We start from the raw sequence: 19,251 nt of genomic DNA on the forward strand, positions 1-19,251 counted from the left end.
GGCTTTTTGATTGACCTAAAATGTCGCCAATATTGCACAATAATAGATCAATAAAAGTGAAAAGATAAATGACTATTATTGATTGTTAGATAGTTTTTCTAAAAATAAGTTTATGATAATTAAGAAAAATAAAATAATTTAAAATAACTATTGTTAAAATTGATGGAAAGGGATTTAATATTTTGCTGCTAAATGATGCATTTTAAAATGTATTGCACCAATTTAATTCATTACTATGCTGAGGACCGTGCATTGAAATATAACAACCTGAATGAATTCCTGAATTACGTGCAAGCGCGTGATCCGCATCAACCTGAGTTTTTACAAGCTGTCGAAGAGGTCATGACAAGCTTGTGGCCATTTATTGAAAAAAATCCAGAATATGCCGAGCAGGGATTGCTAGAACGTTTAGTGGAACCAGAACGTGTGATCCAATTTCGCGTTTCATGGATGGATGATCAAGGGCAGACTCAAGTTAACCGTGCTTTCCGTGTTCAATACAATTCAGCAATTGGTCCATTCAAGGGGGGTATGCGTTTCCATCCGTCGGTCAACCTATCTATTTTAAAATTTTTAGGGTTTGAGCAAACTTTTAAAAACTCACTTACAACTTTGCCAATGGGTGGAGGAAAAGGTGGTTCAGATTTTAACCCTAAGGGTAAATCTGATGCTGAAATTATGCGATTCTGTCAGGCACTTATGATTGAGCTTTATCGCCATTTAGGTCCAAATACTGATATCCCTGCTGGAGATATTGGTGTGGGTGCACGTGAAGTAGGTTATATGGCTGGCATGATGAAAAAGCTCAGTAATGACACGGCATGTGTGTTTACAGGTAAAGGAATTTCATTTGGCGGTAGCTTAATGCGCCCTGAAGCAACAGGCTACGGTACGGTTTATTTTGCAGAAGAAATGCTGAAAACACGTGGGCAGTCTTTTGCTGGTAAAACTGTTTCGATATCTGGTTCTGGTAACGTTGCGCAGTATGCTGCTGAAAAAGCAATGTTCTTAGGTGCAAAAGTGGTTACGCTATCGGACTCAAATGGTACCGTTTATTTAAAAAATGGTTTTACAGATGAGTTGCTTGCTGAAGTTATGGAACTCAAAAATATCAAGCGTGGTCGTATTTCAGAATTTGCTTCTAAGCATGGCTTTGAATATTTTGAAGGAAAGACACCTTGGCATATTCCTGTAGATATTGCCTTACCATGTGCAACACAAAATGAATTAACTGGCGAAGATGCTAAAATGCTCATCGCTAATGGGGTAATTTGTGTGGCTGAAGGCGCTAATATGCCATCTACACTTGAAGCTGTTGAGCATTTTATTGAAGCTAAGATTTTGTATGCGCCTGGTAAAGCTTCTAATGCGGGTGGGGTGGCAACGTCTGGTTTAGAAATGTCTCAAAATGCGATTCGTTTAGGCTGGACACATGCTGAAGTCGATGAACGCTTACATGCAATTATGAAAGATATTCATGCCAACTGTGTTAGATACGGTACTAAAGAAGATGGTACTGTGAATTATGTAGATGGTGCCAATATTGCTGGTTTTGTAAAAGTTGCTGATGCGATGCTTGCACAAGGTATCTATTAAAATATAGAAATAAAAAAATCCGATGCCAAAGCATCGGATTTTTTTAGTCTAAAACTTATTTTTTAGGCTTTTTAACGAGTTCTTGTTCTACAACCATATCTAACACATCTGCTTGGCTAGATTGATCTGCTGCTGGATTTTTCACTTCAAAACGTTTTACACGTAAGATTACGCGTTGGTTTGGATTGTGTTCAAAACCTTCGATTTGACCGTAATATAATGACCAATTTTTGTCAGCATAAGTTTTTACGCCTTTGTCATCATATTTAACTTCACGAACTTGCAAGCAAGTTTGTGGTGCAACACCTGTGCAAGATTTAGTTTCTGGCGCTACTTCAAGGAAAACAGTTTTACCTTCAGATTGATATTTTGCTTCAGGTGTCATTTTACCTGTGAACGTATATTTCTGGCCTTGAGCGTCAGCTACTGTCAATGTTGGTTGATCAACATTTGTTGTATTAAGTTCAAATGGAATCGCACGTTTTTGGAAGAGGCTGCTAGAGAATTGTTCCTGTTTCATTAAAGCAGGTTCACAAGCCATCATAGTTGACATGACATCAGTCGTTACAATCGTATTGTTTTCAACTTTCCAAGTGGTACCTTGGCGGTTACAACCCGTATCAATTGATAAACGGTCATTTGTAAAGTTAAGAACGATCGGCTTTTTAGTATTTTCAGGTTGGTATGACCATGAATAATCAGTTAAAGCTTGAGTATTGGTTGCTTTTTCGCCTTGGAAAATATGCTTTTGACCTGCTTTATCTGTCACGCTTAAGATTACCTGACCATTGTTATTACTAATTTCGATTGGCAATTTCGCTTCACTAAAGATGCTATTAGACAATTGTTCTTGTTTCATTAAATCGTCTTGGCAAGCCATCATTGTTGATGCAAGTGGAGAAGTTACAAGTTGGTTGCCTTCAACTTTCCAAGTACCGCCTTGGCCATTACAGCCAGTGTTAATTGCTAATTTACCGTCTGCATTAAAGTTAAGAACAAGTGGCTTAGATGCTTTTACATTTTGATAAGTCCAAGCATATTCACTTAAAGTAGTAGCAAGATTTTGTTGTTGCTCAGATACAATTGGAGCTTGAGTGTTTGAAACTGTTTGACACGCCATCAAAGAAAAAGGTAATAACGCAAGAATTAAATATTTAATTTTCATTTAAAAAAACTTCAAGTAAAAAAACAACAGCACTAAGCTTAAAACATTCTTAAAAAAAGAAAATGTAAACATTTGATTGTTTCGGTTTTTAAAATGTATAAGTTTGTAAATTATTCTATTTTTCAACAAAAATAATGGTATACCCCGCAAAACGGGGTATTTTCCAAAAATTAATCAAAGCGGTATATATCCATACCTAGTGAGCCCATTGTGAAGCTACTATGAACAATCGTAAAACGATGTCCCGTACCCATAGCAAAAAACAAAGGTGCAAAATGCTCAAGTGAAGGATGATTACGTTTCACAAACGGCAGGGTTTGCCACTCCAGTACACCATCATAGTCTTGATGACTCAACTTACTGACCACTGTATTTCTAAAAGTTGAAGCCCATTCAGGTACTTTTGAATTGTCACCTTGCCAAGACAGTTCAGCAAGATTATGGGTAATACTTCCAGAACCGATCAGTAAAATTTGTTTTTCACGTAAAGGTGCCAGCGTTTGGCCAATCCGATAAATTTCCTGTGCAGTTAAGCCCATAGGTAAAGAAATTTCAACGACAGGAATGTCTGCATCTGGATACATATGTAAAAGAGGCATCCATACGCCGTGGTCACGAGGGCGAGTGCTATTGGCATGTGCGACAAAATGAGCATCTGCTAACAACTTCAAAATTTCTTCTGCAAGCTCGGGTTGACCGGGGGCACTATAGCGAATTTCATACAACTCTGGCGGGAAACCACGGAAGTCATGCCAAGTTTCCGGACGAGTCGAACTACTTACTTCGAGTGCTTTACTTTCCCAGTGAGCAGACATCACTATGATTGCCTTTGGAGTAGGCAGATTTACACTAAGACGATGTAAGGCAGGACCCACTTGTTCTGGATCAAGTGCAAGCATGGGCGAACCATGTGAAATAAACAGTCCGGGAAGGGTTTGTAGTTCCATTTCATTACACCTGAGTTGAAAAGCAGAATAATAGTCATTATGCCAAAATCAGGACATGTTAAAAGTATCCTGATTTCAACGGATTGTTCTTAAAATGAAACGTTTGTTCTTTTTATGCACGGTGGTAAGGATGATTATGATTAATACTCATTGCTCGGTAAAGTTGCTCGATTAATAAAATACGTACTAAAGGGTGCGGCATGGTAAGTTTTGAAAGTGACCAGTGCCAAGCAGCGGCTTTGCGTACTTGATCTGACAAGCCATCTGGGCCACCAATAGCGAGTGCCACATCATTACCTTCAAGCATCCATTGTTTCATGGTGTCTGCTAGTTTTTCTGTGCTGAGCTCGCGACCGCCAACTTCTAAAGCAATGAGGGTCTCATTAGGTTTTAAAGCATTTAAAATACTTTCACCCTCGATTTGGCAGTATTTTAAAATATCTGCTTCTGAATCATTTTTACCGCGTTTTGCCATTGGGAGTTCAATAACCTGAGTTTGAACAAAAGGCTGGATGCGTTTGAAATAATCTTCAAAACCAGTAAGTACCCAAGCAGGCATTTTTTGACCAATGGTCAGAATACGAATTTTCATGTTGTCTATTCAGTCAAAACAGCTGGCACATTATACCTGAGGAGAGGTTAACTGCGGGGGAGTAAGTGGGCATAAAAAACGCAGTCCAAAAAACGGTGTTGGACTGCGATCAAATGATCATCTGTCTGGAGTTCAGATGATCATAGAGAATAAAAACAAGGCTATCTGTGACATAAGATAGACAAGAGCAAATAATAGAATTAATTACTCTTACTTCTTATTATGAGGATGGTTGGATATTTTTCAATCAAATTGTGTAACAAAAAAAAGAGAGCCGAAGCCCTCTTTTTTTATATGTGAATTAGTGACGCGCTGCTTTTGAGCCTTCCACCGGTTTTACAATCGGTGTTTTAGGTAAAGGTTTTGGCATCGAAGTTAATGCTAAAGGTAAGATTTCATCAATGCTTTTCACAGCTTTGATTTCTAATCCTTCTTTCACATTGTCTGGAATTTCTGCCAAATCACGAACGTTATCTTGAGGAATAAAGACGAGCTTGATTCCACCACGATGTGCAGCAAGAAGTTTCTCTTTCAAGCCACCGATACGCATCGCACGACCACCTAGACTTGTTTCACCTGTCATTGCAATATCTGGTCGAATCGCAATTCCAGTAAATGCTGATACAAGTGCAGTTGTTAACGCTAAACCAGCAGATGGGCCATCTTTTGGAGTTGCACCTTCAGGTAAGTGAACGTGTACATCAGTTTCTTCAAAGCGAGATGCTTCAATGCCAAGTTCATCGGCACGTGTGCGTACTACTGTCATTGCTGTGGTAATTGATTCTTTCATTACATCACCGAGTGAACCGGTTGTAATGAATTTACCTTTACCTTTAACCGCGGCAACTTCAATAGTAAGCAATTCACCACCTACAGAAGTCCATGCCAAGCCATTTACACGGCCTACTTGTGCTTCATCTTCGGCCATACCAAAGTCAAATTTATGTGGACCTAGATATTCAGGAAGATTGGCAGAGGTAACGTCAAGCTGTAAGTTTTTAGATTTTTTACTTACTGCTTCTTTTACGACTTTACGTGCAATTTTAGAAACTTCACGTTCTAAATTACGTACGCCAGCTTCACGTGTATAGCGTTGAACAATGTCACGAATCGCTTCTTCATGAATAGTTAACTCTTTTGGACGTAGTCCATTGTTCTTAATTGCTTTTGGAACAAGGTAACGCTCAGCAATGTTAACTTTTTCATCTTCGGTATAACCCGGTAGACGAATAACTTCCATACGGTCCAATAAGGCTTCTGGAATATTCATGCTGTTTGCAGTACAGATGAACATCACTTCAGAAAGATCAAGATCAAGATCTAAATAGTGATCGTTGAACTTACTGTTTTGTGATGGATCAAGCACTTCAAGCAAAGCTGAAGCAGGATCACCACGGTAGTCTTGTGCCATCTTGTCAATTTCGTCGAGTAAGAACAATGGGTTCTTCACACCAACTTTTGTTAAAGACTGCACGATTTTACCTGGCATCGCACCAATATAAGTACGACGGTGTCCACGAATTTCTGCTTCATCACGTACGCCACCAAGCGCCATGCGAACAAATTCACGACCTGTTGCTTTCGCTACTGATTCACCAAGTGAAGTTTTACCAACCCCTGGAGGTCCAACCAAGCAAAGGATAGGGCCTTTGAGTTTTTTCACACGTGATTGAACAGCTAGGTATTCAACAATACGATCTTTAACGTCATCAAGACCATAATGATCGGCATCAAGAATCTCTTGCGCTTTGTTCAGGTTAATACTGACTTTGCTCGCTTTGTTCCATGGCGTATCTAGAATCACTTCTAGATAGTTACGTACCACAGCAGCTTCACTAGATGCAGGCTGCATTGCTTTAAGTTTACGGAACTCAGCTTCGGCTTTTTTACGTACGTGTTCAGGTAAATCAGCTTCAGCAAGACGTTTCTCTATTTCAGCAACGTCATCTTCAGCACCGCCATTCATATCGGAAAGTTCACGTTGAATGACTTTCATTTTTTCATTTAGAAAGTATTCACGTTGGTTCTTTTCCATTTGGCGTTTTACGCTGTCATGTAAAGTTTGCTCAATTTGCTGTTCAGCAGATTGATTCATCAAGTAGTTCATCAACTCTTGCAAATGAGCTTCAAACTCATCGTACTCTAAAAATTTCTGCTTAATTTCAATATTTAGAGGCACACGAGTTGCTACGAAGAACATCAATTGCAATAAGTCTTCGATTTTGTTGGCAGCAGCAACCAGTTCACGTGCATTACGTAATTTTGCTTCTGCATATTGAGCAAATAAGTTACGTAACTCTTGTAAACGAGTTTCTTGCGTTGCCTTATCTACATTAATCGTCATTGGACTTAATTCATGTTCGGCAGTCAAATAACTATCTTCATCGATAATTTTTTTCAACTTAGAACGATGTAAGCCTTCAATAAGTACTTTAATGCAGTTTTCATCATTTTCATGATTAACTACTTGTACAATCTTAGCGACTGTACCGTACTGGTATAAATTGTCGTGATCAATTTCTTCTGTAAGCGAATCTTTTTGCGCAACTACAAATACTAAATTGTCACTGTTACGAGCCACATCAACTGCATTGATCGATTTTTCACGACCCACAAATAGCGCAATCTGCATGTGTGGATAAACCACCACATCACGTAAGGCTAATAGTGGTAATACACTTGGAACCTGAGGCTCTAAGTCAGTTTTTTCATTCATAATAAGTTCAGACATGGGCACTCCTAATGAGTGACAACGAGGTTGCCATGTTTTTTATAGTGATGTGTATTTTAAAAATTACAAGGGCATGACAATAGAAAATGTTGAAAAAAGGACTAATTTAGTCAACTTTTTTTTAAAAATGTTATGAATCAATAGATTAATTCTTAAGAAGAATAAAATTTTGTAGAGCGGCTACTCATTTTTACTTAATAATTCTTCTTCTCTTACTGGAGCAAGACTTGTTTGTAAGTAAAATTATTTGTTTAGTTTTAATTTTAAAATACATATTTTTATTAAGTATATTTAAATATTAATTATTTATATCATTTGTCTGATATTAGAATAATCACACTATAATTTATAATATACACCTGTATTTTTATAATATATTTTAAATAAAATTAGATATTATTTTTTAGAGCTAATATTCTATTTTTTTTTGAAGTAAAATTGATTTTTTAAAATATTTATATTTAATTAATTTGATAAAAAATAAACATTTATTTAGAGTTATTATTAGACCTCTTGCGAAAGTCGTTATTGCAAGTTCATCCGATTTACCAGTGCAGCGATTAAGTTAATGCGTAAACCGAATCTTTTCCGTCTATTTCGATAGCGTTCACTTAATATTCTAAATGTTTTCAATTGACTATTAATATGTTCGATCACAACTCGTATTTTTCCAATCATTTTATTGTACTTTTTCTCAACATCAAATAAGGGTAAATTCTTCTTTTTCTTTATTGGCATCAATAATTTAAAGCCATCTTGCTCTAATCCGTAGTACCCTAAATCGGTCATAACATATTTACAATGTTTGAATTTTTTAACCGTTCTTCTTGCCAATTTAATGTCATGCTGACTGCCATTCGATATATCTAGCCCTATGATTTGTTTGCTGTTCGGATGATAGATCACTTGTGCTTTTAGCGTATGTTTCTTCTTTTTACCACTGTAGAACTTACTCTGATTTTTTTTTCGGACGTTCTATTGAACATTCTGTCGCATCAATAATGACCCAGTTAAACTGTTCGTCTGCTGTGGTAATGCTTCGTTTTGGCAGAGTAAACCGTCTTGATTTCATCAATGCATCTTCAACCTTTTTAATGGTTCGATTCACATTACTTTCAGCGATATGGTAATTTGCAGCCAACTCCAATTGAGTGCTGTAATTCCGTAAGTAATTGAGTGTTAATAATAATTGATCCTCTATAGCTAAAGTATGAGGACGCCCAGATTTCTTTTTAAGTGATTCTACTTCTTTTAAAACTTCGATCATTTCACTAAAAACTGGTCGAGGTACACCAACCAAGCGCTGGAATTCAGAATCTGAAAAACGATTTAATTTCTGATATCTCATGAAATTTAGATTGAGGTGGTTTTTACTTTCGCAAGAGGTCTATTCTATTTTAAAATAAAGTTACTTATTATTAACAAAAACAACACACAATATTTATAATTTAAATTTTATTAAATTAATTCAAAAACTTAAAATTAATTATAAAAATATATTTTGTGATTAAAATCACAAATTTTCTTATCATTGTTTCGGTTTTATATTTACCCTTTAAATTTATTCAATTAGGATGCCGCCTCTTTTTTTGGGGCCAAAAATTTTAAAAATGTATTTGTACATTTTTATTGGTCGTTGAGTTCGGTATTTGTCTGAGAAGTTTTATGAATAAAGTTTACAAGGTCATTTGGAATGCTTCGATTGGAGCATGGGTTGCAACCTCTGAAATTGCAAAAAGTAAAACAAAGACTAAATCAAAAACTTTAAATGTATCAGCGGCAGTTTTATCGGGTGTAATTTGTTTTGCTCCAAATGCTTTTGCTGGGACAAATACCGAAGGGGGAATAGGCCAAGGAACATCCATTTCTGGTACAACTTCATGTCGTGAAGGAAACGCTAATACGGCTAATCAAAAAGATATTGCTATTGGCTGCGGGGCACAAACTCAAGACCGAACTGGCTCTAACATCGCAAATCGTAATAATCCATATAATAATTCTACCGGTGCTTATGCTGGCGCAATGAAACAAGGCGGAGCAATCAGTGTTGGTACGGGGGCTGTAGTTGAGAAAGGCCTAGGAACAGCAATAGGTTCTTATGCGACGACTCAAGGTATTTCAGGTGTGGCAATTGGTACGGGTGCTTTATCTTCTGGAAATACTGCTCTTGCAGTTGGTCGTCAATCTGCAGCGACAGCCGACTTCTCACAAGCTATTGGTAATGTTGCTGCTGCGACGGGTAAAGGTTCTTTAGCCATAGGGCATTCAGCCACTGCAGAAGGTTACCGTTCAATTGCGATTGGCTCACCAGATATTGAAAATGCTGACCCTGTTGCTGGGCAGGCAGGCGCTGCTTATCAACCAAAAATGGCTACTAAAGCAACGGGTAAAGACTCGATTGCATTTGGTGGAGGTGCGGTTGCTACTGAAGAAAATGCTTTAGCAATTGGTGCATTTTCAGAGTCTAAAGGTAAAAAGTCTGTCGCAATTGGTACCGGTGCAAAGGCACAAAAAGATAATGCAGTTGTTATTGGGGACCAAGCAGAAGCTAGCTTTGAAGGCGGCGTAGCAATTGGTAAAGGTGCCCGTTCTGAAGCGGAAAACAGTATTGCTTTAGGTAAAGATTCAAAAGCCAGTCAAGCAACCGGTGAAAGTTTCTTGACTAAACAATCAGCACCAACAGGTGTTTTATCAATTGGTGATGTAGGAAGTGAACGCCGTATTCAAAATGTGGCAGATGGTGCAGCAGATTCTGATGCTGCAACTGTGCGTCAGTTAAAAGCTGCTCGTACCCATTATGTCAGTATTAATGACAATGGCCAGCCAGGTGGTAACTTTGAAAATGATGGTGCGACTGGTCGTAATGCCATTGCTGTAGGGGTAAATGCTTCTGCTGCTGGTCGTGAGGCAATGGCGATTGGGGGCAATGCACAGGCAATAGGTTCTGGTGCTATTGCAATGGGAAGTAGTAGCCAAACTGTAGGACGTGGGGATGTCGCTATAGGTCGTAATGCATCGACCCAAGGTGCCGAAGGAGTCAATAGTAATCAATCTGTTGCGATTGGTGATCAGACGAAAGCAATTGGGGATCAGTCAGTAGCAATTGGTGCCGACGTGATTGCAAAAGGAAATTCATCAGTTGCGATTGGTGGCGATGACGTTGATAAAATTGCACGTGATACGGAATTAAGTAATACCTATACGGAAATTACTGGTGGTACTTTACAGGCAGGTAAATATCCAACAACCGAAGCGAATCATGGTTCAACTGCTGTTGGGGTTCAAGCTGTAGGTACAGGAGCGTTTTCTTCTGCTTTTGGTATGACCTCTAAAGCAACTGGTGATGCTTCTTCTGCTTTTGGCGTCATGTCAAATGCTTCGGGTAAAGGCGCCGCTGCATTCGGTGCTGTTGCACAAGCAACAGGTGATGGCGCATCGGCAATGGGTATTAACTCATTGGCATCGGGTACAAATTCAACAGCAATTGGCTCTGGTAATAGACAAGGAGAAGGAGCAAAAGCGACTGGGAACAGTTCTGCAGCAATTGGTAGTGGTGCGCAAGCGACAGGTGATAACTCAGCGGCAATTGGTAAAGGAGCTGAGGCTACAAATGAAAATGCTGCTGCTGTAGGCGGTGGTGCTAAAGCCACGGGTAAAAATGCTGCAGCGATTGGTGGCGGTGCAATTGCCGATCAAGAAAATGCAGTTGCAGTTGGCCAAGGTGCTCAGTCATTAGTAGAAGGTGGTGTAGCTTTAGGCGCACGCAGCAAAGTAGAAGCTAAAAATAGTGTTGCTCTAGGCCAAGATGCAGTAGCAACCGAAGCGACAGGAAGCTCTTTCCTAACCAATCGTGATGCTACTCAATCTAATGGTGTGATTTCTGTTGGGTCGGCTGGAAAAGAACGCCGTATTACCAATGTAGAAGATGGCTCAGCTGACTCAGATGCGGTAACAGTACGCCAGCTTAAAAATGTTGATGGACGTGTAAACCAAAACACGAGCAATATTAGTAAAAATGCTCAGAATATTACCAATCTAAATCAAAAGTTAGATGATACAAAAACTGACTTGGGTAACCAGATTACGGATACAAACACCAAGTTAAATAATACCAAAGATCAGTTAACTACTCAGATTAACGACACTAAAACTGAGTTAAACAACACGATTGGTAACACCAAGACTGAGCTGAATAGCAAAATCGACAATACCAAGACCGAGCTTGAAAATAAAGGTCTAAACTTTGCTGGCAATAGCGGTGCAGATGTACATCGTAAACTTGGTGAGAAGCTCAACATTGTAGGTGGTGCAGTTGCTTCAACACCAGCTTCAAAAACAAGTGGTGAAAATATTATTACTCGCACAACTCAAGATGGTATTCAGATTGAACTGTTAAAAGACTCGAAGTTTGACAGTGTGACTACTGGCAACACCACATTAAATACGAATGGTTTGACTATTAAAGAAGGTCCAAGCATTACCAAAGAAGGCATCAATGCTGGCGGCAAACACATTACCAATGTAGCCGATGGTGTAAATGCCAAAGATGCTGTAAATGTTGATCAGCTCACTAAAGTCAAAGAGAACTTAAATGGCAGAATCACTGACACGAATAATCAGTTAAATGATGCGAAAAAAGATTTAGGTAATCAGATCGCGGATACCAACAAGAATCTGAATGATGCCAAGAAAGACCTTGGTAACCAGATTAATGATACCAACACCAAGTTAAATACCACTAAAGATCAGTTAACAATTCAGATTAACGATACTAAAACTGAGTTAAACAACACGATTGGTAACACCAAGACTGAGCTTGAAAACAAAGGCTTGAACTTTGCTGGCAATAGCGGGACTGATGTACATCGTAAACTTGGTGAGAAGCTTAACATAATCGGTGGTGCAGCTGCGTCAACTCCGACGGCTAAGACCAGCGGTGAAAATGTTATTACCCGTACTACCAAAGATGGCATTCAGATTGAACTATTAAAAGACTCGAAGTTTGACAGTGTGACTACTGGCAACACCACCTTAAATACGAATGGTTTGACGATTAAAGAAGGCCCAAGCATTACCAAACAGGGCATTAATGCTGGTGGCAAACAGATTACCAATGTGGCTGATGGTATCAATGCAAAAGATGCAGTGAATAAGAGTCAGTTGGACAATCTTGCTGCCAAGCAGAATGCAACCGATGATGCTGCGGTAAAATACGATGATGCCAAGACCAAAGATAAAGTTACCTTAAAAGGTAAAGACGGTACGGTTTTAGATAATGTGAAAGCAGGCCACATTTCATCGACTTCAAAAGAAGCAGTAAATGGTAGCCAAATTCACAATATTTCAAACAGTATTAAAAACAGTATTGGTGGAAATACCGTTGTAAACCCGGATGGTAGTCTGACTACTAGCAATATTGGTGGTACTGGCAAAAACAACATCAATGATGCGATTAGCGAAGTAAAAAATACAGCTACGAAAGCAAAGACTACTGTAACTGAAGGCGACAACATTGTTGTAAAAGAAACTGTTAATAAAGATGGTAGTACAAACTATGAAGTGTCGACTAAAAAAGATCTGACATTAAATAGTGTAACCACAGGTGACAGCGTACTTAATAATAATGGTTTAACCATTAAAGAAGGTGCAAGCATTACCAAAGAAGGCATTAATGCTGGTGGCAAACAGATTACCAATGTAGCTGATGGTATCAATGCCAAAGATGCAGTGAATAAGAGTCAGTTGGACAATCTTGCTGCCAAGCAAAATGCAACCGATGATGCCGCGGTGAAATACGATGATGCCAAGACCAAAGATAAAGTTACCTTAAAAGGTAAAGATGGGACGGTTTTAGATAATGTGAAAGCAGGCCACATTTCATCGACTTCAAAAGAAGCAGTAAATGGTAGCCAAATTCACAATATTTCAAACAGTATTAAAAACAGTATTGGTGGAAATACCGTTGTAAACCCGGATGGTAGTCTGACGACCAATAACATTGGTGGAACGGGTAAAAACAACATCAATGATGCGATTAGCGAAGTAAAAAATACAGCTAAGAAAGCAAAGACTACTGTAACTGAAGGCGACAACATTGTTGTAAAAGAAACTGTTAATAAAGATGGCAGTACTAACTATGAAGTATCGACCAAAAAAGATCTGACATTAAATAGTGTAACCACGGGTGATAGCGTACTTAATAATAATGGCTTAACCATTAAAGATGGTCCAAGCATTACTAAAGATGGCATTAATGCTGGCGGTAAGAAAATTACTGATGTGGCTAATGGCGTTATTGCACAAAATTCTAAAGATGCTGTAAATGGCGGTCAGGTTCACCATATCTCTAATAGCATCAAAAACAGTATTGGTGGAAATACCGTTGTTAATCCGGATGGTAGTCTGACGACCAATAACATTGGTGGAACAGGTAAAAATAACATCAATGACGCAATTAAGTCTGTAGATGAAAAAGTCACCAATGGTGTAAATGACTTGACTCAAAAAGGGCTAAATTTTGGTGCGAATGATCAGAAAGCAACCCAAGGCAAAGCAGTTCACCGTAAGCTTGGTGACACTATCAATATTGTAGGTGGTGCGGACGCAAAAACTGCTGAAGATAAAACTAGTGGCGAGAACATCATTACCCGTACCACAGAAGATGGTGTCAAAATTGAGATGTTAAAAGATGTGAAGTTCGATAGCGTGAATGTCGGGGGCCATGTCTTAAATCAACAAGGTCTAACCATTAAGGGTGGGCCAAGCATCACAGTGAATGGTATTAATGCAGGTGGTAAACAAATTACCAATGTTGCAGACGGTATTAATGCAAAAGATGCGGTGAACAAAGGCCAATTAGACAAGCAAATTAACGAAGTTAAAGATCAAATTGGTAAAGATATTGGCAAGCTTTCTGATCATGCTGTGCAGTATGACAAAGATAAAAATGGCAATGTCGACAAGAACTCAGTCACTTTAGGTGGTGGAGAAAAAGGTACCAATCTGAAAAATGTAGCTGACGGTAAAGTTGCTGAAGGCTCTAAAGATGCCGTGAATGGTGGTCAATTATGGAATGTTCAAAATCAAGTCGATAAGAACTCGAATGATATTAAAAACATTCAAAACAACATTGACAATATTTCTAATGGTAAAGCCGGTTTAGTTCAACAGCAAAAACCAAATGGTGAAATCACGGTCGGTAAAGATACTGGTGGCACTAGCGTAAATATGGCTGGTAAAGACGGTGATCGAGTTGTCCAAGGTGTTAAAGATGGTGAGATTAAAGCTGGTTCGAACCAAGCTGTAAATGGTGGTCAAATCCATAAAATTTCAGAAAGCATCAAAAACAGTATTGGTGGAAATACTACGATTGATCCTAAAGATGGCTCAATTACAACCAACAATATTGGTGGTACAGGTAAGAACAATATTAATGATGCGATTGGGACCTTAAACCAGTCGAACCAAGAATTGGGTAACAAAATTACCAATCTGGGTGATCAGTTACAACAAGTGTTCTATGACACCAATAAACGTATTGATGACGTTGAGAAAAAAGCTAATGCAGGTATTGCCGCTGCCATGGCCTTAGAAAATGCGCCGTTTGTAGCAGGTAAATATACCTATGCTGTTGGTGCTGCATATCATGGTGGTGAGAACGCAGTCGGTGTGACCTTACGCAAAACTTCTGACAATGGCCGTTGGTCAATTACAGGTGGTGTGGCAGCTGCTTCTCAAGGTGAGCCAAGCGTCCGCGTTGGTATTAGTGGTGTGATTAATTAAGAAACTGGTTGGGAGGGCAATGCTCTCCTTGCTCGACAGATTAAAGAGATTATAGAGATGAACAAAACAATCCAAAGCTTAGTCGTAGCAGCTTTTGCTGGTTTCGCAGTCACAACTTATGCAAATGAACAGGCTCAGCAACAGGAAATTCATTTTCCAGCGATTGAAAAGAGTTATTTGAAACAAGTAAAACGTTATGAATACCAAGATATTGCTCGTTTAGATACAGGACTAAATAAAGATCAAATTCGAGCTTTACTAGGCAATCCACAATTTAGTGAAGGGCTTTTTGCAGTAAAAGTTTGGAACTATGTGCTAGATATCCGTGTTCCCAACACACACCAGTACCAGCGTTGCCAGTTGCGTATTGATTTTGATAAGCACTATTTAGCAGAACGTTTATCTTGGAAGGGTGAAGCGTGTGAAGGTTTAGTTGTTTTGGGAGAAAATAATCAGGCACCAGCATATAGCACTGTAATTGCAGATCGTACAGCGAGTGTCCTATTTGCTTTTGATCGATTTGATGCGAGTGCGATTGAAGAAGGTACTAATAGCGTTGTGAAAATTGCTGAGGAAATTAAGAAAAGTCCAACAACAACCCCAATTATTGTTTCTGGATTTACAGACCCATTGGGTAAGTTTAGTTATAACCAAGAGTTATCATCTAAACGAGCGAATACGGTTGCCAAGTTACTGGTACGACAAGGTGTTGAACCAAGCCGTATACAAATACAGGCGAATAGCCAGACCGACTTATACAAGCAGTGTAGTGATAACAATAGTTCACAACTTATTCAATGTTTAGCGCCAAATAGACGTGTTAATATAAGTTGGTAAAACGGTCTGTCACGGCAAAGTAACCATCCTTAGGGTGGTTACTTTTTCGTTTTTAAGGAGCTAAAAAAGTAAAAGGATATATTGGAGATTTTATAAATTTTATATAAAAATCATCTTTTAAAATAATAAAAGTGCTGTGGAGTCAATAAACCATCTAACGGTTGATCCCAACTTTGACGTTCTAAAGTGTGTTCAATAAATTGAAATTGATGTGCCAATCCTAAACGGTAGGGCTTATGTTTAGCACTAGCTAATGTACGATCATAATAACCACCACCCATACCAATACGTGTCCCATAGTGATCGCAAGCTAAAAGTGGCATAAGTAGCAAATCAAGCTGTGATACATGTTTTCCGCGAGTCGCCATAGGTTCTTTCATTCCCAATGGGTGATGAGAAAAACGACGACTTAAATATTGGTTTTTATTTATTTTTACCCATACTAAACGTTGGTTCATCGAACAAATCATGGGTAAATAAACTTGTTTGTTCTTTTTAAAACATAATTTGATAAGAAGATCGGTATGGATTTCACCAAAAGCATGCAGATATAAACCGATTTTTTTTGATGAATGAAAAATAGGAAGGTGATTTAGGTAATGTAAAACATTAAGCTGAGCCTGTTTTTGCTCAAATTGGGTTAAAGCTCGTCTTCTAGATCTTAAATTTTTTCTAATAAAACTTAATTCATTCATGGAGAAATCTAACAAAGATTTGAGGTCAGTCGAGTAAAATTATACCTGTTTTTCTATGGCTTCACCGAAATTTAAAAATTATTAAAAAGTAGTCTTCTAATGTATTAGACCAAGTAAAAATAGTTTTGTTGTTAGGAGAAACTATCTACATATAATTTTTTCTTTTTTACGTATTTACAGTATTTATTTACATTTAATCAGGATAAGTATATTTAAGGATGAATATGAAAATGTGAAATCTATGAAGTTAAAATGTTTAACAATGATGTTATGGGTGGCATTGCTCAGCGCATGTACGAAACAGGCAGAATCTGAGGCACCTCAAATTGATTATAAAGCTCAATTTGAAGAGTCGGACCGAAAAATTGGTGAATTTTTAGATCAGTTAGATAATCCAAATACCCCTCAAGAAGTTAAAGTTAAAATTTTATGTCATGACTATCCTGATGTGTATAAAAAACAATACATGCCTGCACTGATAGAAGTTTCACCAAAACCGTACACTGAAGAAAAATTATTGTCAGATTTGAAAAGTGCAACTGACTACTATAAAGGGACTTTGGGGATAAAATGTAATGAATAATATTTGAATTAAATCACGATAAAAATTTAAAAGTGTGAATTGATTGGCATTATTTAGTTGTGCTAAATTTCTTCTGTTAATTACTTAAACTTTTCTCTGGATTTGAAATGCAGATCTTAAAATTTTTACAGAGTTTTAATACAGTCGGCACCTATTTAACACTTGCTTCCATCTTGCTTGTGGTCATGATCATTTATTTTTATGTAATTAATCCTGCATGAACATTTTGAAAGGAATAGGTCTTCTCATCTATTACTTTTTTAAGAACGGAAGATGAATAATAGGATAGGGATATGAAATTTAAAATATTATTATTAAGTTTTATTGCCACCAGTTGCTATGCTAATGAAAGTACAGCTGACCCGGATATTTGTAATATCGTAAAAAAGGTCGCTTATAACGTGATGGAAGCACGACAGCAAAAAGTACCAGCACAAGATTTACAACAAATTGCCGATGGGTTAGCAGATGAAAAAGCCAAGCAGCTTTATCAAGACTTAATTAGCTCAGCTTATGCTGCCAAAGTATTTAAGACAAGTTTCTTTAAACGCCAAGCAATTGAAGATTTCCAAGCGGGATGGTATGAGGAATGTTTACGTAGAAATGAATAATAATTAAAAAAAATAATGAGTATTTAATTTTAAGAACAACTAATTAGTTAAGAGAATAAAAAAATAGACTGACAGGTCTGTCTAGGTATTTTAATTTGAAAATAAAATTCGAATTTATAGGGATTTATTTAAAAATAAATGCTCCGAAGATGCCGCTGCATGTCGTTACCCTTGAACCCTAAAGTTCAGCGGGTCTTTCTCAATTCTAGCAATACATTGCAATATTAAGCAATACCTAGCGATATTAAAAAATCAATATTTTTAATAATTTATATTAAAGCAATACAATGCAATATTACACAATCTTTAGCAATACAAAAATAGTCTATTAATGGTCTATTTTGATAAATACGGTCTATTTTTCAAGTTTAAGTCTATTAAAGGTCTATTTTTGGTGATTAAAAAAGCGGCACTTAGCCGCTTATGCTGTATGTGCCATTTTGTTTTGTTCAATATAAGCCAAAACATCAGACTTCATATAATTTACTTGTCGTTTATGAGGTTTAGAGAATGGAATGCCGCCACCTTCACATCTTTTCTTCTGCAACCACGGTAAGGATACGTGCATAACAATAGCTACTGTTTCAGGTGGAAAAGTTTGATTATCAGCAGCTTCCCAAAATTCCTTCTTAGCAGCCTCTTTTTCTGCATGAGTCATACGATCTAATTTAGTTAAACGTGACATTTATTTCTCCTTACTTTCCGCTTTAGGATTTGCCCACCAAAGTACAGGGCCATCTTCTGAATCAAATGCTGCAATTAAAAAGAGTCCTTGTTCAGGCGGTTCTGGCTTCCAGTTGGGCCAAACTACTGCATCTTCTGGAACATTCGGAATTTCGTCGTAATCTAATAACTGAGTTTCAATTTCAACCCTGAGATTTAACTTAAGTTGTTCCCACTGTTCTTGTGTATACGCTTCAACACCTTCCTCAATGGTGTTAAACAATTCAATATCTGGATGAAACCAATTGAAAAGGTTTTCAGGTAGATCTATTGGCTGGATTTGATATTTAAAACCACTGGTGACTTTTACGCTTGGTACTTTATTAAAATGCATCCAATGTGAAGGTGGATCATTTTGATAGTTTGCCCATACGCTATTTAAATCCTCATCAATAGTCATATAGTCTTGTTCTGGGGTGACATCAGGAGCATCTGCCCAACAAATAAGTACCATTATGTCAGTAGGAGGCAATTCATCAGTCACGCTAATCCAAGTTGGAACTTTGGATTTCATGAAATCTACGGCTTTCTTCCACATTGCCCAACCACTATTTACACGATGGTAAACATCAAAAAGGTCTTCTTCACTTAGATCAGTTTTGACACCTTCAGCAATATCAAAACAGCCGCCATTCATATCGAATTCGAGGACATCTAAATGTTCGGGAATCCAATATTTTTCTTTAAAAATAGGCAATTGCTCAGCCCAAAATGCTTGTTTAGTTTTTAAATCAATCATTACCTAAGCCCTCAAATATTCTTCTTTAGTCCATTCAACAAACTCTTTATAAAGTTGTTGTGCTGGTTTATTTAATCGGTTGTGATAGTCGATCGTTATGCGGCGCCAAGCGACTGGTACCGCATAATGCTTGGTTAGAAACATTGCTTGATCCATGCCTTGCCGGACTATTACGTAGCCCAGCAATTGCAAGTAGTACATAAAACCAAGCATGTGTTTTTGGCTCACTTTCTTGTACTGATCTTTCATG

Annotated in this window: 15 protein-coding genes; 6 read left to right on the top strand and 9 right to left on the bottom strand. The window is 37.8% G+C overall.

Going from position 1 to position 19,251, the window contains the following annotated elements:
- Positions 1 to 192 precede the first annotated feature (192 nt).
- Entirely contained in the window at positions 193 to 1,596 is a 1,404-nt protein-coding gene (gdhA, locus tag EGT34_RS16765; RefSeq protein ID WP_000972050.1) for an NADP-specific glutamate dehydrogenase, read from the top strand.
- Positions 1,597 to 1,651: 55 nt separating this feature from the next.
- Here gdhA and EGT34_RS16770 read toward each other — a convergent pair whose 3' ends face one another.
- From EGT34_RS16770 to EGT34_RS16790, 5 genes are all read right to left on the bottom strand, one after another.
- Positions 1,652 to 2,761 (bottom strand): META and DUF4377 domain-containing protein, encoded by a 1,110-nt coding sequence (locus EGT34_RS16770; RefSeq protein WP_000696029.1) that lies wholly within the window; start codon positions 2,759 to 2,761, stop codon positions 1,652 to 1,654.
- 170 nt (positions 2,762 to 2,931) lie between these two features.
- Positions 2,932 to 3,708, bottom strand: coding sequence for a dioxygenase (locus EGT34_RS16775; RefSeq protein ID WP_000422998.1), 777 nt, complete (start codon positions 3,706 to 3,708; stop codon positions 2,932 to 2,934).
- A 112-nt stretch (positions 3,709 to 3,820) separates the two neighbouring features.
- Entirely contained in the window at positions 3,821 to 4,300 is a 480-nt protein-coding gene (rlmH, locus tag EGT34_RS16780) for a 23S rRNA (pseudouridine(1915)-N(3))-methyltransferase RlmH (protein ID WP_000702193.1), read from the bottom strand.
- Positions 4,301 to 4,601: 301 nt separating this feature from the next.
- Positions 4,602 to 7,031 (bottom strand): endopeptidase La, encoded by a 2,430-nt coding sequence (gene lon / locus EGT34_RS16785; RefSeq protein ID WP_001292274.1) that lies wholly within the window; start codon positions 7,029 to 7,031, stop codon positions 4,602 to 4,604.
- Between the two features lie 525 nt (positions 7,032 to 7,556).
- A protein-coding gene (locus tag EGT34_RS16790) for an IS5-like element ISAba27 family transposase (protein ID WP_076611894.1) occupies positions 7,557 to 8,379 on the bottom strand; the annotation gives its coding sequence in 2 pieces (ribosomal slippage) (positions 7,557 to 7,997 and positions 7,999 to 8,379; 822 coding nt in all).
- A gap of 317 nt (positions 8,380 to 8,696) precedes the next feature.
- Here EGT34_RS16790 and ata point away from each other — a divergent pair.
- Positions 8,697 to 14,813: a trimeric autotransporter adhesin Ata gene (gene ata, locus EGT34_RS16795; protein WP_031979517.1), complete on the top strand. Its 6,117-nt coding sequence runs from the start codon at positions 8,697 to 8,699 to the stop codon at positions 14,811 to 14,813.
- 57 nt (positions 14,814 to 14,870) lie between these two features.
- The gene (tpgA, locus tag EGT34_RS16800) at positions 14,871 to 15,650 is read left to right on the top strand and encodes a trimeric autotransporter adhesin/peptidogylcan-associated protein TpgA (RefSeq protein ID WP_001044112.1); all 780 of its coding nucleotides are present in this window, start codon (positions 14,871 to 14,873) and stop codon (positions 15,648 to 15,650) included.
- Between the two features lie 110 nt (positions 15,651 to 15,760).
- Here the strand turns inward: tpgA and EGT34_RS16805 are convergent, their stop codons facing one another.
- Positions 15,761 to 16,345 carry a 5-formyltetrahydrofolate cyclo-ligase gene (locus EGT34_RS16805; protein ID WP_001004365.1) on the bottom strand — a complete coding sequence of 195 codons (585 nt, stop codon included), beginning with the start codon at positions 16,343 to 16,345 and terminating at the stop codon, positions 15,761 to 15,763.
- Between the two features lie 241 nt (positions 16,346 to 16,586).
- On the opposite strand from EGT34_RS16805, the gene EGT34_RS16810 reads away from it, so the two are divergent.
- The 3 genes from EGT34_RS16810 (at position 16,587) to EGT34_RS16820 (ending at position 17,539) form a co-directional block, all read left to right on the top strand.
- Positions 16,587 to 16,928: a hypothetical protein gene (locus EGT34_RS16810; RefSeq protein WP_000767942.1), complete on the top strand. Its 342-nt coding sequence runs from the start codon at positions 16,587 to 16,589 to the stop codon at positions 16,926 to 16,928.
- A gap of 107 nt (positions 16,929 to 17,035) precedes the next feature.
- Complete coding sequence (locus EGT34_RS16815; protein WP_001166305.1) at positions 17,036 to 17,149, top strand: hypothetical protein; 114 nt, start codon at positions 17,036 to 17,038, stop codon at positions 17,147 to 17,149.
- A 72-nt stretch (positions 17,150 to 17,221) separates the two neighbouring features.
- Complete coding sequence (locus tag EGT34_RS16820; RefSeq protein ID WP_000669365.1) at positions 17,222 to 17,539, top strand: hypothetical protein; 318 nt, start codon at positions 17,222 to 17,224, stop codon at positions 17,537 to 17,539.
- 421 nt (positions 17,540 to 17,960) lie between these two features.
- On the opposite strand, the gene EGT34_RS16825 is transcribed toward EGT34_RS16820, so the two are convergent.
- Genes EGT34_RS16825 through EGT34_RS16835 form a run of 3 tightly spaced genes read right to left on the bottom strand, consistent with a single transcriptional unit; the run spans position 17,961 to position 19,250 of the window.
- Positions 17,961 to 18,224, bottom strand: a complete 264-nt coding sequence (locus EGT34_RS16825) for a hypothetical protein (RefSeq protein WP_000088974.1) — start codon at positions 18,222 to 18,224, stop codon at positions 17,961 to 17,963.
- Positions 18,225 to 19,001: a DUF551 domain-containing protein gene (locus EGT34_RS16830; RefSeq protein ID WP_075884373.1), complete on the bottom strand. Its 777-nt coding sequence runs from the start codon at positions 18,999 to 19,001 to the stop codon at positions 18,225 to 18,227.
- Between the two features lie 3 nt (positions 19,002 to 19,004).
- Positions 19,005 to 19,250, bottom strand: a complete 246-nt coding sequence (locus EGT34_RS16835; RefSeq protein WP_000654847.1) for a hypothetical protein — start codon at positions 19,248 to 19,250, stop codon at positions 19,005 to 19,007.
- Position 19,251: the final 1 nt, after the last annotated feature.

Origin of the sequence: Acinetobacter sp. FDAARGOS_558 (assembly GCF_003937785.1) — a bacterium.
In the GTDB taxonomy this organism is placed as follows: Bacteria; Pseudomonadota; Gammaproteobacteria; order Pseudomonadales; family Moraxellaceae; genus Acinetobacter; species Acinetobacter baumannii.

Excerpts from the sequence above, each read along its gene's own strand:
- EGT34_RS16835 (WP_000654847.1), bottom strand. The coding sequence starts at position 19,250 with ATGAAAGATCAGTACAAGAAAGTGAGCCAAAAACACATGCTTGGTTTT.
- EGT34_RS16770 (WP_000696029.1), bottom strand. The coding sequence starts at position 2,761 with ATGAAAATTAAATATTTAATTCTTGCGTTATTACCTTTTTCTTTGATG.
- EGT34_RS16805 (WP_001004365.1), bottom strand. The coding sequence starts at position 16,345 with ATGAATGAATTAAGTTTTATTAGAAAAAATTTAAGATCTAGAAGACGA.
- gdhA (WP_000972050.1), top strand. The coding sequence starts at position 193 with ATGATGCATTTTAAAATGTATTGCACCAATTTAATTCATTACTATGCT.
- EGT34_RS16775 (WP_000422998.1), bottom strand. The coding sequence starts at position 3,708 with ATGGAACTACAAACCCTTCCCGGACTGTTTATTTCACATGGTTCGCCC.
- lon (WP_001292274.1), bottom strand. The coding sequence starts at position 7,031 with ATGTCTGAACTTATTATGAATGAAAAAACTGACTTAGAGCCTCAGGTT.
- rlmH (WP_000702193.1), bottom strand. The coding sequence starts at position 4,300 with ATGAAAATTCGTATTCTGACCATTGGTCAAAAAATGCCTGCTTGGGTA.
- EGT34_RS16830 (WP_075884373.1), bottom strand. The coding sequence starts at position 19,001 with ATGATTGATTTAAAAACTAAACAAGCATTTTGGGCTGAGCAATTGCCT.
- ata (WP_031979517.1), top strand. The coding sequence starts at position 8,697 with ATGAATAAAGTTTACAAGGTCATTTGGAATGCTTCGATTGGAGCATGG.
- tpgA (WP_001044112.1), top strand. The coding sequence starts at position 14,871 with ATGAACAAAACAATCCAAAGCTTAGTCGTAGCAGCTTTTGCTGGTTTC.
- EGT34_RS16815 (WP_001166305.1), top strand. The coding sequence starts at position 17,036 with ATGCAGATCTTAAAATTTTTACAGAGTTTTAATACAGTCGGCACCTAT.
- EGT34_RS16825 (WP_000088974.1), bottom strand. The coding sequence starts at position 18,224 with ATGTCACGTTTAACTAAATTAGATCGTATGACTCATGCAGAAAAAGAG.
- EGT34_RS16810 (WP_000767942.1), top strand. The coding sequence starts at position 16,587 with ATGAAGTTAAAATGTTTAACAATGATGTTATGGGTGGCATTGCTCAGC.
- EGT34_RS16820 (WP_000669365.1), top strand. The coding sequence starts at position 17,222 with ATGAAATTTAAAATATTATTATTAAGTTTTATTGCCACCAGTTGCTAT.